The organism is Nocardioides sp. NPDC051685 (genome assembly GCF_044453405.1).
In the GTDB taxonomy this organism is placed as follows: domain Bacteria; phylum Actinomycetota; class Actinomycetes; order Propionibacteriales; family Nocardioidaceae; genus Nocardioides.
This window is the reverse complement of record NZ_JBITCR010000003.1, coordinates 493,192-517,062: the sequence shown is the minus strand read 5'-3', so window position 1 is coordinate 517,062 and position 23,871 is coordinate 493,192. Positions and strand designations below refer to the sequence as shown.

Annotated in this window: 25 protein-coding genes and 2 tRNA genes; 6 read left to right on the top strand and 21 right to left on the bottom strand. The window is 69.4% G+C overall.

The genetic code is table 11. The features are described from left to right. Nucleotides 1–2: 2 nt before the first annotated feature. Nucleotides 3–1,013 (bottom strand): hypothetical protein, encoded by a 1,011-nt coding sequence (locus tag ACIA03_RS12635; protein WP_396982812.1) that lies wholly within the window; start codon nucleotides 1,011–1,013, stop codon nucleotides 3–5. Between the two features lie 208 nt (nucleotides 1,014–1,221). Between ACIA03_RS12635 and ACIA03_RS12630 the strand changes: the two genes are divergently transcribed. Further along, nucleotides 1,222–1,974 carry a hypothetical protein gene (locus ACIA03_RS12630; protein WP_396982810.1) on the top strand — a complete coding sequence of 251 codons (753 nt, stop codon included), beginning with the start codon at nucleotides 1,222–1,224 and terminating at the stop codon, nucleotides 1,972–1,974. Nucleotides 1,975–2,036: 62 nt separating this feature from the next. Here ACIA03_RS12630 and tig read toward each other — a convergent pair whose 3' ends face one another. The 7 genes from tig to ACIA03_RS12595 all read right to left on the bottom strand — a co-directional run bounded on the left by tig (nucleotide 2,037) and on the right by ACIA03_RS12595 (nucleotide 8,162). Then, nucleotides 2,037–3,428, bottom strand: a complete 1,392-nt coding sequence (tig, locus tag ACIA03_RS12625; RefSeq protein WP_396982808.1) for a trigger factor — start codon at nucleotides 3,426–3,428, stop codon at nucleotides 2,037–2,039. Nucleotides 3,429–3,499: 71 nt separating this feature from the next. Then, nucleotides 3,500–3,572: transfer RNA gene (locus ACIA03_RS12620), tRNA-Pro, on the bottom strand. 36 nt (nucleotides 3,573–3,608) lie between these two features. Beyond that, nucleotides 3,609–3,682 (bottom strand) — tRNA-Gly (locus ACIA03_RS12615). A gap of 105 nt (nucleotides 3,683–3,787) precedes the next feature. Further along, nucleotides 3,788–4,864 carry a PP2C family protein-serine/threonine phosphatase gene (locus ACIA03_RS12610; RefSeq protein ID WP_396982806.1) on the bottom strand — a complete coding sequence of 359 codons (1,077 nt, stop codon included), beginning with the start codon at nucleotides 4,862–4,864 and terminating at the stop codon, nucleotides 3,788–3,790. Between the two features lie 66 nt (nucleotides 4,865–4,930). Continuing rightward, entirely contained in the window at nucleotides 4,931–5,773 is an 843-nt protein-coding gene (locus ACIA03_RS12605) for an Fpg/Nei family DNA glycosylase (RefSeq protein ID WP_396982804.1), read from the bottom strand. Between the two features lie 7 nt (nucleotides 5,774–5,780). Continuing rightward, the gene (locus tag ACIA03_RS12600) at nucleotides 5,781–6,299 is read right to left on the bottom strand and encodes a ribose-5-phosphate isomerase (protein WP_396982802.1); all 519 of its coding nucleotides are present in this window, start codon (nucleotides 6,297–6,299) and stop codon (nucleotides 5,781–5,783) included. A 591-nt stretch (nucleotides 6,300–6,890) separates the two neighbouring features. Continuing rightward, on the bottom strand, nucleotides 6,891–8,162 hold the full coding sequence (locus tag ACIA03_RS12595; protein WP_396982800.1) for a DUF222 domain-containing protein: 1,272 nt from the start codon (nucleotides 8,160–8,162) through the stop codon (nucleotides 6,891–6,893). 611 nt (nucleotides 8,163–8,773) lie between these two features. On the opposite strand from ACIA03_RS12595, the gene ACIA03_RS12590 reads away from it, so the two are divergent. Next, complete coding sequence (locus ACIA03_RS12590; RefSeq protein WP_396982798.1) at nucleotides 8,774–10,009, top strand: inositol monophosphatase family protein; 1,236 nt, start codon at nucleotides 8,774–8,776, stop codon at nucleotides 10,007–10,009. A gap of 3 nt (nucleotides 10,010–10,012) precedes the next feature. On the opposite strand, the gene ACIA03_RS12585 is transcribed toward ACIA03_RS12590, so the two are convergent. The 3 genes from ACIA03_RS12585 to ACIA03_RS12575 are packed head-to-tail and all read right to left on the bottom strand — an operon-like array spanning nucleotide 10,013 to nucleotide 12,138. Beyond that, a complete protein-coding gene (locus ACIA03_RS12585) occupies nucleotides 10,013–10,585 on the bottom strand; it encodes a hypothetical protein (protein ID WP_396982796.1) in 573 nt (190 codons plus the stop codon). Nucleotides 10,586–10,603: 18 nt separating this feature from the next. Beyond that, complete coding sequence (locus tag ACIA03_RS12580) at nucleotides 10,604–11,248, bottom strand: class I SAM-dependent methyltransferase (protein ID WP_396982794.1); 645 nt, start codon at nucleotides 11,246–11,248, stop codon at nucleotides 10,604–10,606. Further along, on the bottom strand, nucleotides 11,245–12,138 hold the full coding sequence (locus ACIA03_RS12575) for an alpha/beta hydrolase (protein WP_396982792.1): 894 nt from the start codon (nucleotides 12,136–12,138) through the stop codon (nucleotides 11,245–11,247). The genes ACIA03_RS12580 and ACIA03_RS12575 overlap by 4 nt, the downstream gene beginning before the upstream one ends. A gap of 45 nt (nucleotides 12,139–12,183) precedes the next feature. Here ACIA03_RS12575 and cls point away from each other — a divergent pair, with 45 nt between their 5' ends. Further along, nucleotides 12,184–13,632 carry a cardiolipin synthase gene (gene cls, locus ACIA03_RS12570; RefSeq protein WP_396982790.1) on the top strand — a complete coding sequence of 483 codons (1,449 nt, stop codon included), beginning with the start codon at nucleotides 12,184–12,186 and terminating at the stop codon, nucleotides 13,630–13,632. Nucleotides 13,633–13,711: 79 nt separating this feature from the next. Here the strand turns inward: cls and ACIA03_RS12565 are convergent, their stop codons facing one another. The 5 genes from ACIA03_RS12565 to ACIA03_RS12545 form a co-directional block, all read right to left on the bottom strand. After that, a complete protein-coding gene (locus tag ACIA03_RS12565) occupies nucleotides 13,712–13,981 on the bottom strand; it encodes a hypothetical protein (RefSeq protein ID WP_396982788.1) in 270 nt (89 codons plus the stop codon). After that, nucleotides 13,978–14,751: a hypothetical protein gene (locus ACIA03_RS12560; RefSeq protein WP_396982786.1), complete on the bottom strand. Its 774-nt coding sequence runs from the start codon at nucleotides 14,749–14,751 to the stop codon at nucleotides 13,978–13,980. Before ACIA03_RS12560 ends, ACIA03_RS12565 begins: the two co-directional genes overlap by 4 nt. 128 nt (nucleotides 14,752–14,879) lie before the next feature. Next, nucleotides 14,880–15,218, bottom strand: a complete 339-nt coding sequence (locus ACIA03_RS12555; RefSeq protein WP_396982784.1) for a hypothetical protein — start codon at nucleotides 15,216–15,218, stop codon at nucleotides 14,880–14,882. 136 nt (nucleotides 15,219–15,354) lie between these two features. Further along, a complete protein-coding gene (locus ACIA03_RS12550; protein WP_396982782.1) occupies nucleotides 15,355–16,026 on the bottom strand; it encodes a response regulator in 672 nt (223 codons plus the stop codon). Then, complete coding sequence (locus tag ACIA03_RS12545; protein WP_396982780.1) at nucleotides 16,023–17,933, bottom strand: histidine kinase; 1,911 nt, start codon at nucleotides 17,931–17,933, stop codon at nucleotides 16,023–16,025. Before ACIA03_RS12545 ends, ACIA03_RS12550 begins: the two co-directional genes overlap by 4 nt. Before the next feature lie 162 nt (nucleotides 17,934–18,095). Between ACIA03_RS12545 and ACIA03_RS12540 the strand changes: the two genes are divergently transcribed. From ACIA03_RS12540 to ACIA03_RS12530, 3 genes are all read left to right on the top strand, one after another. Beyond that, nucleotides 18,096–18,575, top strand: a complete 480-nt coding sequence (locus tag ACIA03_RS12540; RefSeq protein ID WP_396982778.1) for a hypothetical protein — start codon at nucleotides 18,096–18,098, stop codon at nucleotides 18,573–18,575. 73 nt (nucleotides 18,576–18,648) lie between these two features. Continuing rightward, a complete protein-coding gene (locus ACIA03_RS12535) occupies nucleotides 18,649–19,143 on the top strand; it encodes a thioredoxin family protein (protein ID WP_396982776.1) in 495 nt (164 codons plus the stop codon). Beyond that, on the top strand, nucleotides 19,140–19,859 hold the full coding sequence (locus tag ACIA03_RS12530) for a cytochrome c biogenesis CcdA family protein (RefSeq protein WP_396982774.1): 720 nt from the start codon (nucleotides 19,140–19,142) through the stop codon (nucleotides 19,857–19,859). Before ACIA03_RS12535 ends, ACIA03_RS12530 begins: the two co-directional genes overlap by 4 nt. On the opposite strand, the gene rdgB is transcribed toward ACIA03_RS12530, so the two are convergent. From rdgB to ACIA03_RS12505, 5 genes are all read right to left on the bottom strand, one after another. Beyond that, on the bottom strand, nucleotides 19,835–20,449 hold the full coding sequence (gene rdgB, locus ACIA03_RS12525; RefSeq protein WP_396982771.1) for an RdgB/HAM1 family non-canonical purine NTP pyrophosphatase: 615 nt from the start codon (nucleotides 20,447–20,449) through the stop codon (nucleotides 19,835–19,837). The genes ACIA03_RS12530 and rdgB overlap by 25 nt on opposite strands. Further along, nucleotides 20,439–21,146 carry a ribonuclease PH gene (rph, locus tag ACIA03_RS12520; RefSeq protein ID WP_396982769.1) on the bottom strand — a complete coding sequence of 236 codons (708 nt, stop codon included), beginning with the start codon at nucleotides 21,144–21,146 and terminating at the stop codon, nucleotides 20,439–20,441. The genes rdgB and rph overlap by 11 nt, the downstream gene beginning before the upstream one ends. 9 nt (nucleotides 21,147–21,155) lie before the next feature. Next, a complete protein-coding gene (locus ACIA03_RS12515; protein WP_396982767.1) occupies nucleotides 21,156–21,935 on the bottom strand; it encodes an SGNH/GDSL hydrolase family protein in 780 nt (259 codons plus the stop codon). A gap of 73 nt (nucleotides 21,936–22,008) precedes the next feature. After that, nucleotides 22,009–22,836, bottom strand: coding sequence for a hypothetical protein (locus ACIA03_RS12510; protein WP_396982765.1), 828 nt, complete (start codon nucleotides 22,834–22,836; stop codon nucleotides 22,009–22,011). Then, a complete protein-coding gene (locus ACIA03_RS12505) occupies nucleotides 22,833–23,762 on the bottom strand; it encodes an ABC transporter ATP-binding protein (RefSeq protein WP_396982763.1) in 930 nt (309 codons plus the stop codon). Before ACIA03_RS12505 ends, ACIA03_RS12510 begins: the two co-directional genes overlap by 4 nt. Nucleotides 23,763–23,871 lie beyond the last annotated feature (109 nt).

Genomic DNA, 23,871 nt, shown 5'->3' with positions numbered 1-23,871 from the left:
GCTCAGGCCAGCCAGCGCAGCAGCGCGTCGTGCACCGCCGGGTGGTTCGAGAGCGGGGTCTCCGCGGTCGAGAGCGTGAAGCGCTCCGCGGTCGGGAACAGGTCACGCACCCGACGCGACCGCATTGGCGTCTTGTGCCGCCACCACAGCATCTCCCCGAAGAGACGCCCGACCCTGTTGGGTCGCGAGGTCGCCTTGTCGGTGACCAGCAGGTAGTCCACATCCGGTCGCGGCGGCAGCATCGCCTCGTCGTCCCCAACCACCGCGATCCCAGCGAGATGCTCGTCGAGCTGCCTGCCGACGCCGCCCGAGATCGGGGCGGAGGTGACCGCGTAGGGGGTCGTGCCGAGGGCGATGAGCTCGGAGACGTACGTCGTCCAGGGCCGCGGCCCGGCGGTGGCCACCCCGAGCGCGTTGCGGGCGATCAGGCCACCGCCGGCGTACCCGACCAGGACGATGCGCAGGGAGCCGGCAGCGGCGATGTGCGGCTCCGCCGCGAGGGCGTCGACGCACTCCTGGATCCGGCTGCTGAGCGCGACCGCGGCGGGCACCGACTTGCTGCCGGCCGACACGTGCACGTGCAACGGCATCCAGCCGAGCAGCTCGGCCAGCCGGTCGGCGTACGTCGCCCCGGTCGTCCGGGAGCCCTCGACCCACACGGTCTCGTCCTTGCCCGCCGGCGGGATGAGGACGAGGATCCGGGGACCCGTCCCGGTCTGTCGCTGGGCGGCGGCCCACTCCCGCGGGCTGACCATGCGGCCGTCGTGGTGGACCGCGACAGCGGGACCTGAGTCGGTGTTGACGACGCCACGGATGATCGGCGTCGCCAGCGCGAACGGGGCGGCGAACGGCCGGCGGGCGAAGGCGGTGATCCGCCAGGCGAGCTTGGCCAGTCCGACCAGGCCGGCCACCTTGCCCTGACCGCGGTCGAGCTGCTCCCCGGCTTCGGGGTCCATCGGAGTGTCCTCGACGTTGAGGACCACGGCGCGGACGGTCTCAGGGCTGGAGGTCACCCTCGAAGCGTAGGGCCTACATTCCGTCGGTAGGTGAATCTGTGCCGCCTGCAGGGCATGTCTGTGTCTCAGATCACAGCGCCGCGACCGTGTTCCGTACGTTTGCGTTCACTCGCGCGTATGGTGTCTGTGATGCTGTTGTTACTGGTGTTGCGTGACGATGGCGGTCTTCACGGGATACCGTCGGATAGGGAAGGGGGTGTCGGCCGTGGAGGACGAGGAGGCGTCACGCTGCCCGTCGTGCGGCGATGCCCTGCTGCCCGACGCTCTCTACTGCATCGGCTGCGGCTCCTCGCGGCTGGCTCCCCCGGCACCGCACCGTCCTCTCTTCGTGGACGAGGTCGGCGACGAGGCTGCCACTCCCCGCAGCACCCGCGCCTACTTCTTCGACGACGCTCCCCCGCCGCCTGCGCGCCGTCCGGGACGCACCCTCCCGATCCTGGTGATGATCGGGGTGCTGGTGCTCGTCGCAGGGGTGCTCGGGTTCGTCTTCGGCAAGGACGGGGTCGGATCCGGCCGGCCCGAGGCGGAGCCTTCGACCGATCCCACCACGAGCGAGCCGTCGAGCCCGCCCTCCGTGGACCCGGACGCTCCTCCGGAGGACCAGCTGCTCCGCATCTCCCGCCTCGACACCGAGGCCGCCAGCAAGCTCATCGGCACCTGGATCCCGCAGCTCGCGGCCGTCGGTGCGGGTGACGGCGGCGACGTCGACTGGCACCGGGCCCTGACCCGCTACCAGGAGCTCAAGACCGACCACCCCGACGTACTGCTCCTCGACACCGGCGAGTGGCCGAGCTCGTACGTGAAGCCGGGGATGTACGCCGTCGTGGTGCCCTATCCCAGCGACACCGCGGCACCCGCGCTCGAGTGGTGTGTCGAGCAGGGCCTGTCGTCGACTAACTGCGCGGCCAAGCACCTGGAGATCTCCGGGGATCCGACCGACAACTACGACGCGCAGTAGTCCGGCGAAAACGAAACCGCCCCTGCCCGGATCGGGCAGGGGCGGCGTACGTCTGAGGGAGATCAGGCGTCGGCCTTCTCGGTCTCCTCGGTGGGAGCCTCGGCCTCGGCCTCCGGCTCGTCCTCACCGATGGTGCCGTCGGGGCGGAGGTTCTTCAGCTCGACGTGGTTGCCGGACTCGTCGGTGACCGTGGCGGCCTCGACCAGCTGGGCCAGCGCCTTGCCGCGCAGGATCTCCTGGACCAGCTCGGGCACGTGGTTGTGCTCGAGCATGTGGTTGACGAACTCCTGCGGGTCCTGACCGGACTGCTGCGCACGGCGCATCATGTGCTCGGTCAGCTCCTGCTGCTCGACCCCGATCTCCTTCTCCTTGGCGATCTGGTCGAGGATCAGCTGGGCGGCGACGGCGTCACGGACGCGGCGCTCGAGGTCGGCCTCGAACTCCTCGATCGTCTGCTCCTCGTCCTCGAGGTACTTCTCGAAGGTGAGGCCAGCGAAGCCGAGCTGCTGCTCGATGCCCTCACGGCGCGCGTTGAGCTCGTCGGCGACGATGCTCTCCGGCAGCGGGATCTCGACCTTCTCCAGGAGGGCCTCGAGGACGGCGTCACGGGCGGCGGCGGCCTGCTCGAGGCGCTTGCCGTTGCCGAGGCGGCCGCGAACGTCCTCCTCGAGCTCCTTGACGGTGTCGAACTCGCTGGCGAGCTGGGCGAAGTCGTCGTCGTACGCCGGGAGCTCCTGCTCCTGCACCTGGTTGACGGTGACGTTGACGTCGACCTCCTGGCCGACCAGCTCACCGCCCACGAGGGTGCTCTTGAAGTCGGCGGACTCGCCGGCGGACAGGCCGGTGATGGCCTCGTCGAGGCCGTCGAGCATGCCGCCCTTGCCGACCTGGTAGCTCATCCCGACAGCCTCGGCGCCGTCGACGTCCTCGCCGTCCTTGGTGGCCTTCAGGTCGATGACCACGAAGTCACCGTCGGCGGCGGGGCGCTCGACGTCCTTGAGGGTGCCGAAGCGCTCACGCATCGCCTGGATCTGCTCCTCGACGTCGGCGTCGGTGAGCTCGATGTCGTCGACCTTCGCCTCGATGCCCTCGTAGTCGGGCAGCGTGATCTCCGGCTTGACGTCGACCTCGGCGGTGAACTCCAGCGCCTCGTTGTCCTCGAGCTTGGTGACCTCGATCTCGGGCTGCGCGAGCGGCTCGAGCGAGTTCTCCTGAAGGGCGTCGAAGTACATCTGCGGGAGGACGTTGTTGACCGCCTCGGAGAGCACCGCACCGCGGCCGACCTGCTTGTCGATCACCTGGGGCGGGACCTTGCCGCGGCGGAAGCCGGGGACATTGATCTGCTTGGCGATCTGCTTGTACGCCGCGTCGAGGCTCGGCTTGAGCTCCTCGAAGGGCACCTCGACGGTCAGCTTGGCCCGGGTCGGGCTCAACGTCTCGACGGCGCTCTTCACAGGGTGTCTCCTGTCGTTGGTTCTTAGATGATGTCGCGTGCAGGGGGCTGTACGGATTTTTCAGGGGAGTGTCGGGGCGACAGGACTCGAACCTGCGGTCTCCTGCTCCCAAAGCAGGCGCGCTAGCCACTACGCTACGCCCCGTCAAGGGCCCCTCCCCAATCAGCGGGAATTGCCACTTGGAGCGGATGACGGGAATCGAACCCGCGTAATCAGTTTGGAAGACTGAGGCTCTACCATTGAGCTACATCCGCGTACGCGAGAGCCAACGCCCTCGTGCGACCCGCGAAATCCTGCCATAGATCTGGCTCACACCTGTAACCGGCTCCCCTACTGGTGGGTTCGACCGGTCGTTTCGGTCAGCGTCGGCCGACTGCGACGAGCGCGCGATCGTCGGAGCTGGCGCTCAGTCCCTCGAGCAGACGGCGCGCTCCCCCGCCTCGTCCGGTGACCGCGAGATGGTCGGCGGTGGCGACCAGGTTGCCGATGCCGTGCTCGAGATCGACGCCCCGCGCCTCCACGACGCCGTCGGTGTAGAGCATCACCATGTCGCCCACGCCCAGCACACCCTCGCAGGCGTCGAAGTCGACGTCGTCGATGAGTCCCAGCACAGGGCCGTTGCTCTCCGCCTCCTCCCAGCGGCCGGTCGCGGCACGGCGCAGCAGTGCGGGCGGGTGGCCGGCCGTACGGATCTCGTAGGCACCGTTACCGAGGTCGATCGAGAGGTAGACCGCGGTCGCGAAGCCCTCGGCCCAGTCCTGGCGGAGCAGGTAGCGGTTGGCGGCCGGCAGGAACTCGGCCGGCGTCACCGCACCGAGGAGGCCACCGAACGCGCCGGAGAGCTGGAGTGCCCGGGTGCCCGCACGCTCACCCTTGCCGGAGACGTCGACGACCACGATCTCCAACCGGTCGTCAGTCCGCGCGGCGACCACGAAGTCGCCGGCGAACCGGGTGCCGCCCGCCGGCAGGACCGCCGAGTCGGCGAGCCAGCCCGGCGGCATCGGCGGGATGGCCCCCTGGTCCAGCTTGTGGGTCAGGTCGAGCAGCATCAGCTCGTCGCTCAGTCCGCCCACGCCGAGGTAGGTGCGGCGCATCGCGACGAACAGCACGATCGCGCCGAGCAGGAAGTGCACACCGATGGCGGCGGCATCCCGGTCGGAGAGCGTGAGCCGGCTGGCGGCGACCACGATCATCACCATCACGAAGACGACGAACCAGCTCAACGTACGCGGCCCGAGCAGCACCGCACCGAGCAGCAGCGGCACGGTGAGGACCGCCACCGGGACCACCTGAAGCCAGCCCGTCTGGGCGGCCGCGAGGACCGTCAGGACGATGGTGAGCAGGCCGAGCCACAGCACCGCTCGCAGCTCCGGGTCGCGGAACCTGCGGCGGATGGCGTTGCTCCGCAAGCGGTCTGCGAAGGCATGGCTCGACATGGCCTCACTCTAGGTCTCGAGGTGGGGGCTGCGTGGGCGTTCTCGCAGGCCGGAGAGTAGTGCGGGCTACTTCTTCACGTTCGTCCGGGGCCGGTAGGTGCGCTGGCACTTCGGGCACCAGAAGAGGTTGCGCTGCTGGAGCTCGGTGGTGCGTACGCTCGTGCCGCACACCAGGCACGGCTGGCCGTTGCGGCGGTAGACGTAGACCTCACCGCCGTGGTCGTCCTTGCGCGGAGGCCGGCCCATCGCCTCGGGGGTGTGCTCGTCGCGGACGGTGTCGATGCGGTTCTTCTCCACGCCGTCCTTCATGAGCTCGACCAGGTCGTCCCAAATGGCGTCCCACTGCTGCCGGCGGAGCGTGTTCCCGGGACGCATCGGGTCGATCCGGTGCCGGAAGAGCACCTCGGCCCGGTAGACGTTGCCCACCCCGGCCAGCACCGTTTGATCCATCAGCAGCGCGCCGATGGTCGTCCGGCTCCGGCTGATCCGCGTCCATGCCCGGCCCGGGTCGGCGTCGTCGCGCAGCGGGTCCGGGCCGAGCTTCGCAACGACCGCGTCACGCTGGGCGGCGGTGACGAGGTTGCAGGTGGTGGCGCCACGCAGGTCGGCGTACGTCTCGCTGCCGGTCACTCTCAGGCGAACCTGGCCGATGGGCAGCGGCGGCTCGCCCGCGTGCGCCTTGAGGTCGAGCTTGCCGTAGAGGCCGAGATGGATGTGGACGTACTGCTCCCCTGGGAACTCGAGGAACAGCTGCTTGCCCCACGCCTCGGCTCCGGCGACGACCTGGCCGTCGAGGAGCGCCGCGGAGTCGGCGAACCGCCCCTGCGGGCTGCTGACCCGGACCTGCTGGCCGGCGAAGGCGTCGCTCAGGTCGAGCGCGAGACGGTGGAGGGTGTGCCCCTCGGGCATCCCCGGCTCAGTCCTGGTCCTCGGCGGGCCCCAGGCCCTTGGCCGAGTCGGGAAGCGGCGGCCGTACGCCGTCGGCGTCGTAGGCGTGCAGCTGGTCGATGCGGCGCACGTGGCGCTCGTCCTCGCTGAACGGCTCGGCCAGGAAGATCTCGACGAACTTCGTCATGTCCTCGAGGCTGTGCATCCGGCCACCGACCGCAACCACCTGGGCGTTGTTGTGGTCACGGGCGAGCTTGGCGGTCTCCTCGCTCCACGCGAGCGCGCAGCGGATCCCGGTCACCTTGTTGGCCGCCATCTGCTCACCGTTGCCCGAGCCCCCGATCACGACCCCGAGGCTGTCGAGCCCCTTGTCACGGTCGCGAGCCACCCCCTCGGCCGCCCGGATGCAGAAGACCGGGTAGTCGTCGAGTGCGTCATAGACGAACGGGCCATGGTCGACCGGCTCGTAGCCGAGCTCCGTCAGACGGTTGATCAGATGGGACTTCAGTTCGAGACCGGCATGGTCACAGCCGATGTGGACGCGCATGCGCCCATCCTCTCCCACGTCTGCGTGATCGTCGGACTCGGTGGTGGGTCAACGCACTCTTGCTGGTGGCCGCCGACCCGTTACGGACGGTGTTCTCGGCGTCGTCCGGAGTCAAGGCGATGTATCGAGCTTGTCGAGATGACGGCCTTCGGCCGCCAGCTTCGCCGGCCGCTTCGCGGTCCCTGGCACCGGCCAACCCCGAGAATTTTGGCTGGCTATCGGGTCGGCGGCAGGGTCTGGCGCGGATTCCTTGGGCTGCGTAGGTGCTTGGCGATCCGGGCCGGCGACTCCTGGCAGGCGAAGGCCTGCTCGTGCTTCTACTAGACGATGACACTCGGTGAACGCTTCACAAGCACAGGGAGAGTCCGGGCAGCGACGACGACCTTGGTGTGGCTGGCGATGGGGTCTCGCCGGGGTGCGTGGGCGGTCGGGTGAGGCGTCGACTGGCGGCGGGTAGCCGCGGACGGCACCGCCACCAGGGTGCAGTAGCGCCCGGGCGCGAAGCTGGGCGGGGCCGCGGGACAGCGGGCGTCGTTTGGGGCTCGGATGAGTGCGGCGATGAGTGCGGGACGGCGGTGCGCCCGGCCTGGATCAGCCCGTGCGGGCAGCCCTGGTGAACCGGATCCGTCCGTCCGGGAGCCGCTCGTAGGTGTGGTTGGGGTCGTGGATGCGGCGATGGTCGCTCGGGCATAGCAGCACCATGTTCGCTAGATCGGTTCGGCCGCCTTGGGACCAGGGTTTGAGGTGGTGGGCTTCGGTCCAGGCTGCTGGTGCGTCGCAGTCTTCGGCTTGGCAGCACTTGTCTCTCAGCCGGAGTGCTCGGTGTTGGATCGGGTGCGCCAGCCGGGCGGTGCGACCGAGGTCGAGGATCTCGGAGTCGGTGCCCAACACCACCGGGATCAGGTCGGCGTTGCAGGCCATCCGGCGGGCCTCGGCAGCGGTGATCTGGTCTCCGTCGAACCCGAGGGCGGCGGTGCCGAGGTCGGTGCGGAGCTGGTCGAGGCTCATGGTGATGAACACCGTGGTCGCGTGGCCACCGTGACGCGGGAGTTGGTCGACGTCGTAGGTCTCGATCACCCGGGCGAACGCCTGGCCCAGCAACCGGTCATAGGGCGCTTTGATGCCCTTGTCCTCGGCCGACCACTTCCTCGGCTGCGCGAGCGAGTCCAAGACCGTGCGCAACCGGACCCCGACCGCGCGGGAGACCCGGGCCTGGATGTCGACGGTCCCATCACCGTTGTCACGAGATTGGAAGAAGGTGCGCCGCTGGGCCCGTTCTTCCTCGCGGTGCAGCGCTGTGGCTTCGGCGGCTTCGAATCGTTCGGGGTCGATCTCGGCGAGGATGCGTCGCCCGATGATCTTGAGCTCGTTCGCGGTCAAACGGGTCGCGTAGTCGACCAGGAGTTTCTCGGCGAGGATCAGGTCCTCCATAGAGGCGGCCGGGTCGGCCTCGATCGCGTCGAGGGCCTTGGTGATCACCCGGGCCTTGTCCTGGGACACCACACCCTCCGCCAGGCCAGCAGCAACCAGGTCGTACTTCGCAACGCCGGCAGCGAGTTTGATCTGGGAGCGGGCCACGGCCTTGTCGACGAGCAGCTCGGTCCGCATCCACCCGGAGGCGTCCTTGGCCCCGGTCTCTTCGGCGATGTCACCGGCCGTGGCGAGGACCCGCAGTTTCAGCGCGGCTTGTTGGGCTTGGAGCTTCTCCAGCCGTTGCAGGAGGTCTTTCTTCTGCCCGGTACGCCAATAGGCTGGGTCGCTCGCGAGGAGCTCGTGGAGGGCGGATTCGATGGCGTTCAAGGCAGCGTCGATCGCGTCGCCGGGGTTGGTGCCCCAGTGGTCGATCTCGCGGCCGAGACTCATCGCCATCCCTCTCCTCGGAGGTGTGCTGTGATGGGCCCGATTCTACTCTTCACCACTCTTCGTAGCCACTTATTCTCCCTGTTCAGCACCGTTTTTCGCAGTGAGCGAACGCCATCGTTCCTGTGGATGGTAAGTGGCCCGAAGGGCCACCTCTTCCACCCCACCAACGCCACCTGTCCGAGGCAAGACTCCCCCGCGGCCACACCCGGGCCGCCGCCCCGATAGCCAGCGAAATCTTTTATCGATCTGGTCCGGAGTCCAGGACCGCGAAGCGGCCGGCGAAGCCGGCGCCCGAAGGGCGTCCTTGACGCCGGTCCAGATCGATAACACCCTCCAAGAAAGGGTCGGCGGCCCACACCAACCCCGAAGAAACGGTCACGCACGGCGTGGTCTCGACAAGCTCGACCACCGGGGCATCACCGGGGCATCACCGGTCCGTAGCACAACGTAGCCGCCGCAGCGCCCGCCGAAGCCCGCCGGCCGAAGGCCGGTCCATGACGCCGGACCAGATCGAGAAGACTCGAGAACGGGTCGGCGGCCCACACCAACCCCGAAGAACCAACCGAAAAGCACTCCCGGACAAGACGAACACCCCGATAGATTCCCCCACCGTGACCCAGTGGAAGACAATGGACGAGATCCTCGCGGCACGAACACGGTTCGAGACAGCCATCGAGGGCTGGGCTCCCCCACAGGCCCACGGCGTCGGCCTCCGTCCATCGGCAGCGACCACCCACGCCCCAGAACACTTTCCCCTTGTCAACGCCTACGGCCACCGCCTCCCGGCGGTGGTGATCGCGACAGTCGTCGGACACAAGAGCGGCACCGCGGCATACAGGCTGTCCCGTGAAGACCTCGAGCGGGCGATCGAGCTGATCTCCCCCGCGGAGGCGTACGTGGACTACGACCATCCCAACCTGTGGAGCTGGCGCGACAGGCTGCTGCCCGCGCTGACCGAGGATCCCGAGGCCGAGATCGTGGCGGTCTTCATCGGCGACGAGCCGGAGCAGCACCAGGATCCGGCGATCGACGCGTTCCGGGCGGCGTTCCCGGACCACGCGGTGGCGATCGCCGCGGCGACGGCGGGGGCGGCTGTCGTGAGGGAGATGTACGGCACGGATCTGAGCCACTTCGACAAGTCCCCGACCGGCCAAGAAATCAATCACAGCGCGACCGAGGCGGACATCGCCTCGGAGAAGGCGATCCGGGAGACGATCGCGACCTACCGGCCCGAGGACGCGTTCGAGGGCGAGGAGACCGGCCGCAGCGGCGACAGCGAGCGGAGATGGCTGGTCGACCCGCTCTGCGGGACCCTCAACTACGCCGCCCAGACCCCGCTCGCCGCGGTGAACGTCGCGCTCGTGACACCCGACGGCGTCCAGGCAGCGGTAGCAGCCGACCCGATCAGCGAAGAGATCTTCTGGACCGACGGCACCGACGCCTGGGTCCGCAAGGGCGGCGGCGACACCGCGCTCACCCCGACCCCGCGCACCCGGCTCGTCGACATCCAGTGCGACGGACCGCTCGACCGGCCGTTCGTCGGCGGACAGCTCGTCGCCGACCCGCGCCTGCGAGCCCACTTCGGCCCGCGCGTGATGTCCTCCACCCTCGCGGTCGCCTGGGTGGCGGCCGGCCGGCGAGCGGCGTACGTCACCGACGGCTACCTCGAGGGAAGCGTCCACTTCACCGCCGGCATCGCGCTGTGCCAGGCCGCCGGCTGCATCGTGACCGACCTCGAGGGCAACAGGCTCCACGAAGGCCGCGGGATGATCGCCGCGGCCGACGAGGTCACCCACCGGCAGCTGCTGGACCTGGTCCGTCCGCACCTGGATGCGGCCGGAGTCTGAGGCTCAGCGCTGCATCAACGCGTCCATCGCGACCGCGACGGCAGCAGCGACACGGAAGTCGACGCGGGGATCGTGGACAGTGACGGTGTATTTGTCACGGAACGCGAAGCGACGCTCGATCGAGATCAGCGGCTGACCCTCGGACGACACGTAGTCGAAGTGGATCGGCAGGAAGTCGAGCTCGGTGAAGCGGCGCAGGATCGCGACGACCTGGTTGCGCTCCTGACCGGTGCCGGCGTAGCCGGGGCCCTCGATGTGGAAGGTCGAGCGCAGCAGGCTCTTGCCGAAGTCCTTGCGGAAGAAGCCCAGCGGCGCACCGGCGGCGTCGGTGACGTCGTAGCCCGCGTTGAGGTCCATCACCGCACGTGCCTTGAACGCGAAGACCGCCTGCGACTTCGACTCGTCGGCGTAGAACGTCACCTGCTCCTTGAACGCCAGCCGCTTCTGCTGCGCGAAGGCGAGCACCTGCCCCTCCGAGCCGTCGGGGTTGGCGGCCTGGGCGACGTACTTGTTGGCGAACGGCGTGACCTTCTGGCGAAGGAAGAAGCGGGGTACGTGGTAGGGCTGCTGCGTCATGGGCGCAACGTACCCCCGTCAGCGCCGGCGCGCGACGAGATATGCCTGCGGGGTCCGCTCCCAGTCCTCCGCGGACCGAACGACCGTCGCGGTCACCTCGAAACCCGCCTCCTCGAGCAGCGCGCCGGTCGCCTCCACGGGCAGCCGGTAGCCGTCGAAGGTGACGTCGTGGCCGTAGGCACCGATGTGGCGGACGTGCTCGTCGCCGACCTGGAACGCGGTCACGAACCGCCCACCGCGGCGGGTGACGCGGGCGAGCTCGGCGATCACCTCGGGTCGGCGCGACGGCGGGGTGTGGATCAGCGAGTACCAGGCCAGCACGCCGGCGAGCTCACCGTCGCGGAGCGGAAGACGCGCCATGTCACCGACCTCGAACCGGAGCGCGGGATGCCGCTCCATCGCCTGCGCGATCATGCCCGTCGACAGGTCGACCCCGAAGACGTCGAGTCCCCGCGCGGCCAGATAGGCGGTGATCCGCCCGGGCCCGCAGCCGATGTCACCGACGAGCCCGCCCCCGTCCTTGCGTACGTAGGCCGCGAACGTGTCGAGGACCCCGGCGTCGAAGGACGTCTCGGTGATCGTCGGGTCGACGATCTCGGCGTACGCCTTGGAGACCGTGTCGTAGGCGGCCCGGGTCTCGGTGACGTCGTAGGGCTCGGTCACGGGCGCCTGCCCGAGCCGCGCCCCGACAGGAAGCCGGCGGTCATCGCCATCACCGACTCCGCCGCGGGGAACGTCGTCCCGTGGCGCCAGAAGCCGTGGATCTGCCCGACCGCGCGGAAGGCGACCACCTCGACACCGAGGTCGGCCAGCCGGAGCGCGAAGTCCTCGTTCTCGTCGACGAGGATGTCGCCCTCGGCGCTGACGACCAGCGTCGGCGGCAGGTTGCGGAGGTCCTCGTCGGAGGCGAGATAGGGGCCGAGATCGGGGTTGCGGAGGTCGGCCTCGGTCGAGGCGTACTGCTTCCAGTACCAGGCCGCCTCCTCGCTCCAGCCGTCCTCCATCGTGTAGCCCGGGGTGCTCATCGACGGGTCGAGGAACGGATAGACGAGCACCATCGCGCCGAAGACGCCCGGGTTGCGCAGCGCCGCGACGAGGGCGAGGTTGCCGCCGGCGCTGTCGCCGTGGACGTACGCCGGCAGCGTGCTCAGCAGCTGGTCGTCGGCCAGCCACTTGATGACCGTGTCGACGTCGTCGGGAGCCGCGGGATAGGGGTGCTCCGGGGGCCTGCGGTAGTCGACCGACAGCACCCGCAGCCCGCTCCGGTTGGCCAGCTTCCGGCACGCTCGGTCGTGGACCTCGACGTCGTTGAAGACGAAGCCGCCGCCGTGGAGGTGCACGATCAGCCCCTCGCGTACGTCTTGGGGCGTGTAGAGCCGGCACGGAACGCCGTCGGCGTCGATGCCGGTGACCTGCGCGACCTCCTCCTTCGCCTCGGCCGCGGCCATCCTGCGAGCCTCCTCACGCTGGGCGGCGACGTCGACCTCCCAGACCGGCGGCGAGGCCTCCTCGGCGGCGATGGCACGGCGGGCGGCGGGGAAGAGTCGAACCATGTCAGAAGATTCCCACACGAGTGTCGGTGGTGCATGCTGAGCCGCATGAATGCGGGGGAAGTGACGAGCACGTCGATCTACGTCATCGACGTGCTCGTGAAGGTGGTCGCGCTCGGGGTGGTGCCGAAGAACCGACGCCCGAGCAGTGCGATGGCGTGGCTGCTGGCCATCTTCTTCATCCCGGGAGTCGGCCTGATCGGCTATCTGCTGCTCGGTCAGACCCGGCTGGATCGGCGGCGGCATGCCCGTCAGCGGGCCCTCAACGACGAGGTGACCGAGTATGTGCGCGGCCTGCCGAGGGTGCCGCACCCGAAGACGATCTCCGAGGTCGACGCGGCGACGATCGAGCTGAACGAGCGGCTCGGCTCACTGCCTGCCAGGCCGGGGAACCGGGTCGATCTGATCGACGACTACACCGCCTCCGTCGAGGCGATGACGGCTGCGGTGGACCAGGCCGAGAACTACGTGCACGCGCAGTTCTACATCACCGCCTGCGACCACGTCACCGAGCCGTTCTTCGAGGCGCTGGACCGGGCCGCAGCGCGTGGGGTGCGGGTGCGGCTGCTCCTCGACCACCTGGGCTCACGCGGCATCCCGGTCTGGCGCAAGCTCGTGAAGCGGCTCAACGCCTCCGACATCGACTGGCACCCGCTGCTCCCCATCAACCCCCTGCGCGGCCAGATCCGCCGACCCGACCTGCGCAACCACCGCAAGCTCCTGGTCATCGACGGCCGCGTCGCCTTCACCGGCTCGCAGAACCTCATCGAGCCTGGCTACAACAAGCCCAAGAACCACCGGGCCGGCCGCGAGTGGGTCGAGCTGAACGCCCGGATCGAGGGTCCGCTGGTGACCGCGCTGAACGTCGTGTTCGCCAGCGACTGGGACACCGAGACCGGGGAGCTGCTGCGGTCCGAGCTAGCCGCCCCGGCACCGCGCGCCGGTGACGTCACCGGGCAGATCGTGCCCAGCGGCCCGGGTGTCGACGCCGAGAACAACCTGCGCGCCTTCACCCATCTCATGTACGCCGCCAGGAAGCGGATCTCGATCACCAGCCCCTACTTCGTGCCGGATGAGTCGCTGTTGTACGCCGTGACCACGGCCGCCCGCCGTGGCGTCGAGGTCGAGCTCTTCGTCAGCGAGGGCAAAGAGCAGTTCATGGTCTACCACGCCCAGCGCTCCTACTACGAGGCGCTGCTGGAGGCAGGGGTCCGCATCTACCTCTACCCCAAGCCCGCCGTCCTGCACTCCAAGCACTTCAGCATCGACGACGAGGTCGCCGTGCTCGGCTCGAGCAACATGGACATGCGCTCCTTCGCCCTCAACTACGAGGTCTCGCTGATGCTCTTCGACGGCGACCCGGTCGCACAGCTGCGGAAGGTCGAGGACAGCTACCGGGCCGTCTCCCGCGAGCTGCTGCTCGAGGAGTGGCTCGCGCGGCCGAAGGTCGCGGCGTACGTCGACAACGTGCTGCGCCTCACCGCCGCGCTCCAGTGAGCCCCGGGAGGAGATTCCGGGTGTCGCGCAGGACTCTGCCATCCGGTTCGAGCTCGAGGATGACAACGACGTGCCAGACCTAGATCTTCTGAGCCTGCGCCCAAGCAACGATCTCGTCTGGCTTGTTGATGGCGGTGCCGTCATCGAGCAGGAGGACCGGGACGAAGAACGAGCCGGTCAAGGCGTGCACTTCGCGGCGGACTCTGAACTGCAGGAACCTCGGCAGGTGCTCCTGGCCTCGGGCCTTCACGATCTCCGGGCTGTGGCCGGCGTCGGTCAGACCCTGGTAGGCCTTGTGGCAGTCGTGATGATCGCTTCCGTTGGTGCTCCAGCAGACGTACAGCTTCATGTTCTCTCTCCATGTGGCAGCCTGCCCACGTCGCGGGCACGGTGGCGAACGATGTGAGATGTGGCGGGGAGATCGAACTCGTCGTTGGACATCCGCAGCAGGGCGACGCTCACGCCGACGAAGCCAGCGGCGGCAACGAACAGGCCGATGCCCTGACCGACATGGCTCGGGATGAATGGGTGGGTCGCGCCGCCGATCATCACGGCGAACCCGACCCACGCGGGCACGGCCCGGCTGCGCTTGAGGGCCCCGCCGAGCAGCCCCAGCCCCAAGACGATCCCGACGATGAACAGCAGCGAGGCGATCCCGAGCAGGGGCTCGTGGTGCAGGGCGTCGTCCAGCGCTGCCATCGACGTGTGGTCGAGGTCGTGCTGGACGGCCATCATCGCCGGCGTCGTCACCCCGCCGAGCAGGGAAATGCCGAAGAAGAGCCCGGTCAGGGCGATGGCGGCCCCGGCGGTGGTGAGCCGTGGGGCGCCGCGACGGGCGACCCAGGCCGCCGCGATCGTGGCCGGGATGACCAGGACCACGAACACCGCGTCGAACCACTTCAGGGCTTCCAGGATGCCGCGGTGGGCCTCGAACGAGGTCACCGACTCCTTGAAGGTGACGTCACCCGCCACCGGGGTCAGGAGGTAGTAGACGCCCTTGGCGAGGAACGGCAGCGGCGCGATGACCGCGAGCAGGATCCGCCAGAACCCACGTCGATCACGGACGGGGTTCGCCGGCGCCGGGCTGGTTGGTGGTGCAGTGTCGGTCTTGGAGCTCATGCCGTCCTCCTCGGACTGGGATGGGGTGAGGCTGGTCTCAGCGCACCGGCGTCACGAACGCTTCGACGGGTGCCGGTGCCGGCGACGTCCAGCCGCCCGAGCTCAGGGACGGCAAGGAGGCAACGCATTCAGGCCACCGACACCTTGCGCTGGGCCGACCAGGCGGCGAAAGCCAGGGCGAGAGCGATCGCACTGACGACGAGGCCGACGATCGCGCCTTCCTCATCGGCAACGATCGCGAGAGCCGCGGCTGCGACGTTCACGCCAGCTACGACGAGGGCGGCGGGGATGCCCCACCTGGTGTTGCGGGCGAGCCCGTACACCGCAACGAGACCGGCGACACCCATCGCCGCGACGGCAATGGCGAGCGTGACGTCGGGCTTCGGGTCGGTCCCGAAGGAGTAGCCGACGTTCATCAGCGAGATGAGCGCGAGCGGGAGGATCGCGAGGATGCGGAAGAGTTTCATGATGACTCCTTGAGGGTGTGGTCGGTCGGCGTCGTGCCGCCGTACCTGTCGATGACCTGATCCTTGGCTTCGGCGGTGTCCCGCGGACAGGGCCGCGCATCCTGCAGTGGTCCCCGATGTGCGGGACGACGTCCCGTCAGGGGGTGCGGGGAGGCTGTCCGGAGCGCAGCCGGCCGCTACCGAGACCTGCTGCGCGTCCGAGTGCGATCGCCTCGTCACGGCTCGCCACGCCCAGCTTGCCGAGCATCTCCGACATCCGGTTGCGGATCGTCTTCGGAGCCAGGTAGAGCCTCGCTGCCACCTGCGAGGTGGGCAGTCCGTCGACCATCAGCTCGAGAATCTCCAGGTCACGCGCGTCGAGGACAGAGAGCGCGTCGGACCGAGGGGCAGAGGCCGCAGCGGCGACCACGAACCCACTCACGCTGCGTCCGACGACCATGGATCCGCCCGCCGCAGAGTGCACTGCGGCGAGCACGTCCTCGGGATCGGCGTCCTTGAGGAGGTACCCGTCCAGGCCGCTGGCGAGGCTCTGGATCACCGTCGCCTCGTCGGCATGCATCGTGAGGATCAGCACCCGCAGTGCGGGCCACGACTGCTTGAGCTCCATGCCGAGCGCGATGCCGTCGCCGTCGGGAAGCTGGAGGTCGAGCACCGCCACCGCAGGATGCTCGATCCGTCCGACGAGCTCACGAGCCTCCGCGGCCGTACGTGCCGTGCCGGCGACAGACAGCTGAGGGTCGGAGCCGATCAGCGCGGTGAGCCCCGCCAGCACGATCGGATGGTCGTCGACGACCAGGACGTCGATCATGGCCGGACCTCGCCCTGTGCCAGCGCGGGAAGCTCGAGGTGCAGGTGCGTTCCGGCCGGTTCCGCGCTCTCGATCTCCAGGCATCCACCGAGCGAACCTGCTCGCTGCGTGAGCGAGGAGAGTCCCACGCCTGGCACGACCGGGCCACCGCGTCCGTCGTCGACGACGTCGACGCGAACCATCCCGGCATCGGTGTCCACACGTACGGCGATCGACGACGCGGCCGCGTGGCGGAGTGCATTGGTCACGCCTTCGGCGACCGAGCGGTAGACCGCGACCTTGACCACCGGGGACAACGCGGCGTCGAGCTGCACGTCGAGGGCCACGCGACATCCGTCGACCGGCGAGCCGAAGGACTGGACCAACGCCCGCAGGGCGGACTCCAGGTCGCCGTCGTCGAGCATCGACGGGGTGATCCCGGCGACGATGCGGCGCAGGTCGGTCCGGCTGGCCGCGAGGTCGGCGGCCAGGTCGGCGAGCAGCTTCTCGGTCTCGGTGGACTCAGGAGTCCGCCGTGCGGCCTGCACACGCATGCTCATACCGGCCAGGACGGGTCCCAGCCCGTCGTGGAGGTCACCGAGGACCCGCCTCCGTTCGGCGTCGCGCTCCCGGGCCACGTCCCGGCGGGAGTGCTCGGCCTCGACGGCGAGCCCGACCGCACGGGCGACCAGTGCCACGGTGGGGAGGAGCTGGGCCACGACTCTCTGCTGACGTGTCTCGGGTCCTTCCGGGTTCTCCGACTCGACGACGAGGGCACCGACCCGGTCGCCGCCGACCAGGAGAGGATGGACGACCCAGTGCTCCGGCGCGACCGGCTCGTCTTCCCCGAGCACGATCTGCGCGCCCCGGCTGCCGCTCGCGGCCGCCACCATCCGCGCGGCCTTGTCGAGCAGGTCCCGCGGCTCGGTCTTCGCGTGCAGGTCCGCGGTGATCAGCGCGACGTCGTCGGGAGAGATCAGGCCGCTGCCGTACCGACGTGCCAGCACCGTCCGGCGGATCCAGAGCCCGGCCGGCGCTGCCATCAGCGCCGTGAGGAGCCCGATGAAGACGGTCGTGGCGTCCGACGAGGGCTGGTTCGCGAGCTCGGCTCCGAGTCGCACGAGCACCGCGGTCACCGCGGCGGTCACGAGCACGCCGAGCACCACGCCGATGTCGAGCAGGTGCTCGTCCAAGGGGCGGAATCCGGACCTCGTCCACAGCCCGGCAAGGACGACTGGGCAAAGGCCGAGAACGGAAGCGGTGGCGTAGTAGCCCGCCGTCCCGGGCCAAAGCTGCCACGTCACGGCGAGCACGCCAGCCGCAACGGCAAGCAGCACCACGGCCCAGGCCACCCGGCGGCGCTCGTTGCGGCTGTCAGTCTGGGCAGACCCGAGGACCAGCGACCAGACGCCCAGCGTGCCGAGCGTGACGAGCACCCATCCCGGGACGCGCAGCGCCTCGTCGATCGCTCCGGACTCTGCTACGAGGACGACCAAGCCTCCGGTCACACCGATTGCGGACGCCGCAAGCGCCGGTCGCACTGCGTACGGGGGCCGAAACGCCCAGGGCACCGAGATCGCCACCGCGGACGCGAGCAGTGCCGACAGCTCCGCCGTGCCGTTCGCCAGGTCAGGCGCCTCCGGTACGCCGAACCGCGCGGCCGACCACGCGGTCGCGACGACCGCTCCGAGCGAGAGCAGTATGAGGGTCCTGCCGACCCTCGAACCCGGCTGCTGGTCCACCAGCACAGCACCTGCCACCGCGAAGAGAGGCCAGCCCAGGAGGAGGAGCGCGGACGGTGGGTCCTGGCGCTCGAGCGCGGCGAGGCCGGTCGTGCCGGCGCTGGCGGCGAACAGCAAGCCGGCCACCACGACCTCGACGGAGAGGCCCGGCGACACGACGGGAGCCGGTGCGGCAGATTCGGCCACATTCCCCAGCATGGACGAACGTACGGGTTGTGGCTAGGAGGTTCGTCTCGGCCGGGACATCCGCGGGACAGCACGGGATCGTCGGGCCTGGTGCGCGGGACTCCGACTCGACGATGATGAACGCGAACCCGGACGCGCCGGGCGCGAACGACGGAGGCTCAGATGTCGACATCGACGGCACCGCGAACGGTGCAGCTCCCGTCCGCCAGGGTGCTCGTCGGTGGCGTGTACGCCGTGTGCGTGCTCGCCCAGCTCGGGGTGCACACCGGCGACATCGTGCTCACCGACAAGGACCCGTACCACAGCGAGGGCCCGGTCGAGTCGATCATCGCCATCTCGATCTTCGGCACCGCGGCCCTGGTCATCGGCGTCGGCCTGCTCCTGTTGCTTGCACGGACGCCGGCAGGGGCCCGGGTCGGTTCGTTCCTGTTGCTCGCCCTCGCCGTCGTCACGGTCGTGTTCTTCTGGTCCGGAGCGCCGGGCATCTTCGGCGCCTGCGCCGCTGCATCTGCGGGCCTCACCCGGGGTGGTCGCCCGCTCGCCGGGAGCGCCCGCGTTGCCGGCATCATCGGCGCGTTCTTCGCGATGCTCAACCTCGTCTTGACGATCGGCGGGCTGGTGCTCACGCCGTTGATCGGTTGATCCGCCCGATTGACTGGCCCCATGCGCCCCCTGAACACCCATCCGTGCGGGGAACCGCTCCGAACCCAGCCACATGACATCGCGCCTCGTGGTTGTGATCGCCCTCGTCCTCCTCTCCGCCGGCTGCGGCAGCAACGCCGAACGGGCCAGTGACCCGGCGCCCCCGGCCGCCGCCTCGACGCCATCACCCGTCGAGTCCGCTCCCGCCGAGTCCCCTCCCGGCGAGATGCCTGCCGAGGACCCCGCCTGCGAGGCGCCGGGCCGCTACGCCGACTACTCCGCCGAGGCGGCCGCCGACGTGTGCTACACCGATACGATCCTCTTCTTCCACGCCCCGTGGTGCCCGGAGTGTCGTGGGTTCGAGGAGGCGATCGAGAGCGGGACGGTGCCGGACGGAGCGCAGATCCTGAAGGTCGACTACGACTCCGCGACAGACCTGCGCAAGAAGTACGAGGTGACCATCCAGTCGACCTTCGTACGCGTCGACGCCACCGGCAAGCGGATCAAGCTGTGGTCGGGCTATGGCCAGGACAAGTCGGTCGACGCCATCCTCGAGCACACCCGGTGACGCTGCTGATCGCGTCGTTCCTCGCCGGCGCGCTCTCGGTGCTCGCCCCGTGCGTGGTGGCGTTCGTGCCGGCCATCTTCTCCCGCGGGACCGGCGAGCGGCGGCCGTGGGTGGCGGTCGCCGCGCTCGGCGTCTCCGTCATCGTGTTCAGCGTCGTGCTCAAGTCGACGACGCTGCTGATCGATGTCCCGCCACGGTTCTGGAGCGTCGTCTCCGGCGTGATCGTGGCGCTCTTCGGTGTCGTGATGATCTGGCCCCGGCTATGGGACGCGGTGGCGTTCCGCCTCGGGCTCGGCTCTCGTGCCCAGGAGCACCTGGCCCGCGCGAGGACCCGCGACGGGATCGGCGGCGACGTCCTCCTCGGGGCGAGCATGGGCCCGGTCTTCAGCGCCTGCAGTCCGACGTACGCGCTGATCGTGGCGGCCATCCTCCCGGCCGAGCCGCTGCGCGGGCTCGGCTACCTGATCGCCTACGTCGCCGGCCTGACCCTCCTGCTGGCCGCGGTCATGGCGGGCGGGCGCGCACTGCTCGCCGGGCTCCGCTGGGCGATCGATCCGGAGGGCGCCTTCCACAAGGTGCTCGGCATCGTCCTGGTCCTCATCGGCGTCGCGATCGCGACCGGGCTCGACAAGGCCCTGCTCACCGTGCTGGTCGAGCAGGGCCTCTTCGACTGGCAGATCGGCCTCGAGGGTCAGCTCAGCAGCGACGCCACCTGAGGAGCGATCTCGCGCAGCGCCCGCCCGCGGTGGGAGATGGCGTCCTTCTCCTCGATCGACAGCTCGGCAGACGTACGTCCGTCCTCGGTGTCGACCGCGACGAACAGGACGTCGTAGCCGAACCCGCCGTCACCGCGGACCTCGCGGATGATCCGTCCGTCCATGCGTCCCTCGACGACGATCTCGCCAGCGTCCGAGACGAAGGCGATCGCGCACGCGAAGTGGGCGCCGCGGCGCTCGTCGGGGACGTCGGAGAGCTGCGCCAACAAGAGCTCGTTGTTGCGGGCATCCGACTTGGGTGGGCCGCCCCAGCGGGCCGAGAGCACGCCGGGCATCCCGTTGAGGGCGTCGACGCAGAGACCCGAGTCGTCGGCGACGGTCGGCAGGCCGGTGGCCTTGAAACCGGCCCGCGCCTTGATCAGCGCATTGCCCTCGAACGTCGGTGCGTCCTCGACCGGCTCGTCGTAGTGGGGGACGTCGTCGAGGCCGACGACCGAGACCCCGGGCACCAGCGGCGAGAGGATCCGGAACATCTCTCCCAGCTTCTTGGCGTTGCGCGAGGCGACGTGGATCCTCGGCTCAGCCGGCAAGGGCGGCCTCCTGCAGCTTGGTCAGGTCGGCGCAGCCCTTCTCGCCCAGCGCCAGCAGCAGGTCGAGCTCGGCGCGGTCGAAGGCGGCGCCCTCGGCAGTGCCCTGCACCTCGACGAACTTGCCCTCGCCGGTCATCACGATGTTCATGTCGGTCTCGGCGCGGACGTCCTCCTCGTAGGGCAGGTCGAGCCGCGGCACACCGTCGATGATCCCGACCGAGATCGCGGCGACGGAGCCGGTCAGCGCCTTGGAGACACCCAGCGAGGCGACCGCGTCGGCCAGCGCGACATAGGCGCCGGTGATCGCCGCGGTGCGCGTCCCACCGTCGGCCTGCAGCACGTCGCAGTCGATGTTGATGGTGTTCTCGCCGAGCGCCTTGTAGTCGATGACGGCGCGCAGCGAGCGCCCGACCAGCCGGGAGATCTCGTGCGTACGCCCACCGATCCTGCCCTTCACCGACTCGCGCGAGGAGCGCTCGTGGGTGGAGGCGGGGAGCATGGCGTACTCCGCCGTCACCCAGCCCAGCCCGGAGCCCTTGCGCCAGCGCGGCACGCCCTCGGAGGCGGAGGCGGCGCACAGGACGCGGGTCTTGCCGAACTCGATGAGGACGGAACCGGCCGCGTGGTCGAGCCAGTTGCGGGTGATCTTGATGGGGCGCAGCTCGTCGTCGGCGCGCCCGTCAGCTCGTGTGGTCACGGGACCACCCTATGCAACGGTCTCCTGCTGGGGTTCACCGCTGGGTCGGGCCCAGGCCCGGCGCACGACCCACGGCCCCAGATCCCGCGCCCGCCGCCCCATCCACGGCACTCCCTCACCGGCCATCCAGGCCAGATCCTGCCGCCAGCTGGTCGGCAGCCCGCCGGCCGGCTGCAGCGACGGCGGCTCGAAGGAGAAGCCGTACGTCACCAGCTGCTCCCCGAACGCACGAGCCATCCGCCGGTGGCCGAGCTCGGAGGGATGCAGCCGGTCAGCGGCCCAGAACCTCCGCTCGTGCAGGTCGGGGACCGCACCCAGGTCGAGCCGCAGACCACCGTAGGTGGCATGGACCTCGTCCCAGATGGCGTTGAGATCGGCCGTACGCCGCTGGATCGACCGCTTCATCCAACCCGGCATCGGCCACATCACCGAGTGGTCGTGGAACCGCGCGGTCATCAGCAGCGCACCCTGGCCCGCGAGGGCGTCGGCGCAGGTCATCAGGTCGTCCCGAAGCCTGGCGGTGTCCCAGGCGGACCGCATCACGTCGTTGACCCCGACGATCAGCGAGGCCACGTCGGGCCGGTGCGCTACCGCGTCGGCGAGCTGCTGCTCGACCACCAAGGTCGAGGTCGCCCCGATGATCGCGGTGTTGCAGAAGGAGACGTCGTACCTCTGTCCCAGAGCCTCGGCGAGCAGCCGGGCCCATCCTCGCCACCCTGTGGAGACAGGGTCGCCGAGACCAACGGTGGCGCTGTCGCCCAGCGCCGCGTAACGCAGGTAGGTGCCCACGTCCGACAACGGTGACGGGGGTGGGTGCCGAAGCACCCACCCCCGCGTGTCGTGTCGCGAACAGTCCGGTGAACTACTTCAGCTCGGACTTGATCACGCGCATGCTGCCGAGGACCACCGGCGCGACGACCCACAGGAGGATGCTGGTGACCAGGGCGAGGTAGTCAGAGGTCTCCAGGCTCGTCGACTGCCCCGTGATGCTCTGCGCCATGAACGGAGAGGTCGCGATGCCGATGTCGATGAAGGGGATCAGGTCGCGAGCCCACCCGAAGAACGCCATCAGCGGAGTCCACACCACGATCGGCAGGATCAGCTGCACCGTGTAGACGACGACGATCGAGAACGGCGTGCTGAGCAGGCACATCGCGAGACCGAACGCCATCACGAAGTAGAGCAGCTGGGAGACGACCGTCCACCCGAACATCGTGCCGTCGAGCGACCACGACGCGTCATAGCCGCCGAAGGCGGCCGCCAGGACGTTGCCGATGACGCCGCACAGGACGGCGACCGCCATCAGCGCCAACACCAGCGCCACGACGGCGACGAGCTTGGCCACGATCACCCGCATCCGGCTCGGCTCGAGGGTGAAGGTGACCATGTGGGTGCGCTGACCCCACTCCTGGGTGACGATCAGGATCGCCAGCACCGGGGTGAGCAGGGAGATCGGGAAGACGAGGATCTGCGACCACAGGGCCAGGTCCACGGAGAAGTTGTCGTTGAGGGCGGCGACCAGGACGACGATGCCCATCGCGAGCAGCAGGAGACCCGCGGAGATGATCAGCAGCGTGCGTCCCGCCCGCGTGTCGGTCATCTTGCGCCACTCGACCAGCACCAGCCGTCCGAACGGCACCTTGGTGGCCGTGGGCAGCGGGGTCGACGGCGCTACGGATACGGCGCTCATGCGGAGACTCCTTCGGCGTGGATCAGCGCGACGTTCTCGCGCTGGGTTTCGGCGGTGAGCTGCAGGAAGATGTCCTCGAGGCCGGCGCCGCCGTCACGCAGGTCGGTGAGCACGACGTTGGCCTCCAGAGCAGCCTTGCCCACCTCGGCCGGTGCGGCGGAGACGCGCATACCGGTGCCGAGCGGCTCGACGCTGTAACCCTTGGACTTGAGCGCGACGGTGAGCGCCTCGTTGTCCAGCGAGGTGACCAGCGACTGGCCGGCGGTGCCCTGGCTGGCCAGGATCGTGTCCTTGGTCCCCTCGGCCACGATGCGCCCGTTGCCGATGAGGATCAGCTCGTCGGCGATCTGCTCGACCTCGTGCAGCAGGTGGGAGGAGAGCAGGACGGTGCCGCCGCGGTCGGCGTACTCCTTCAGCAGGCCACGCATCCAGCGGATGCCCGCCGGGTCGAGACCGTTGGCCGGCTCGTCCAGGATCAGCACCTTGGGGTCACCGATCAGCGCGTGCGCGATGCCCAGGCGCTGCTTCATACCCAACGAGTAGTTCTTGATCCGGCGCTTCGCCTCCGACGGCGTCAGCGAGACCAGCTCGAGCATCTCGTCGACGCGCGACTTGGGCAGGCCCATCGTCATCGCGGCGAGCGTGAGCACCTCGCGGCCGGTGCGGCCGTCGTGCTGGGCGCTGGCGTCGAGCAGCACGCCGACGTGGCGGCCGGGGTTGGGGAGGTCGGCATAGAGGCTGCCGTCGATCGTTGCCCGACCCTTGGTGGGGTTGGTCAGGCCGACCATGATGCGCATGGTGGTCGACTTGCCCGCGCCGTTCGGGCCGAGGAACCCGGTGACTTTGCCGGCCTCTGCGGTGAACGACACGTCGTCGACCGCGGTGAAGGTCCCGTAGACCCTCGTCAGTCCTTCGACTTTGATCATGGCGTACATCCTGCCGTGCAGCCGGCGCGGACTGCATCGGACATACGGATGACCCGCAACCCGACAAAAGTATGGGTCCGGGCGCGACCGCGGGATCCTGTGTCCGTGA

Coding starts and splice junctions, on each gene's coding strand:
- cls (WP_396982790.1), top strand. CDS start 12,184: ATGAATGCGGGGGAAGTGACGAGCACGTCGATCTACGTCATCGACGTG.
- ACIA03_RS12540 (WP_396982778.1), top strand. CDS start 18,096: ATGTCGACATCGACGGCACCGCGAACGGTGCAGCTCCCGTCCGCCAGG.
- ACIA03_RS12585 (WP_396982796.1), bottom strand. CDS start 10,585: ATGACGCAGCAGCCCTACCACGTACCCCGCTTCTTCCTTCGCCAGAAG.
- ACIA03_RS12555 (WP_396982784.1), bottom strand. CDS start 15,218: ATGAAACTCTTCCGCATCCTCGCGATCCTCCCGCTCGCGCTCATCTCG.
- ACIA03_RS12560 (WP_396982786.1), bottom strand. CDS start 14,751: ATGAGCTCCAAGACCGACACTGCACCACCAACCAGCCCGGCGCCGGCG.
- ACIA03_RS12610 (WP_396982806.1), bottom strand. CDS start 4,864: ATGTCGAGCCATGCCTTCGCAGACCGCTTGCGGAGCAACGCCATCCGC.
- ACIA03_RS12550 (WP_396982782.1), bottom strand. CDS start 16,026: ATGATCGACGTCCTGGTCGTCGACGACCATCCGATCGTGCTGGCGGGG.
- ACIA03_RS12595 (WP_396982800.1), bottom strand. CDS start 8,162: ATGAGTCTCGGCCGCGAGATCGACCACTGGGGCACCAACCCCGGCGAC.
- ACIA03_RS12510 (WP_396982765.1), bottom strand. CDS start 22,836: ATGAGCGCCGTATCCGTAGCGCCGTCGACCCCGCTGCCCACGGCCACC.
- ACIA03_RS12575 (WP_396982792.1), bottom strand. CDS start 12,138: ATGGTTCGACTCTTCCCCGCCGCCCGCCGTGCCATCGCCGCCGAGGAG.
- ACIA03_RS12535 (WP_396982776.1), top strand. CDS start 18,649: ATGACATCGCGCCTCGTGGTTGTGATCGCCCTCGTCCTCCTCTCCGCC.
- ACIA03_RS12605 (WP_396982804.1), bottom strand. CDS start 5,773: ATGCCCGAGGGGCACACCCTCCACCGTCTCGCGCTCGACCTGAGCGAC.
- ACIA03_RS12600 (WP_396982802.1), bottom strand. CDS start 6,299: ATGCGCGTCCACATCGGCTGTGACCATGCCGGTCTCGAACTGAAGTCC.
- ACIA03_RS12565 (WP_396982788.1), bottom strand. CDS start 13,981: ATGAAGCTGTACGTCTGCTGGAGCACCAACGGAAGCGATCATCACGAC.
- ACIA03_RS12505 (WP_396982763.1), bottom strand. CDS start 23,762: ATGATCAAAGTCGAAGGACTGACGAGGGTCTACGGGACCTTCACCGCG.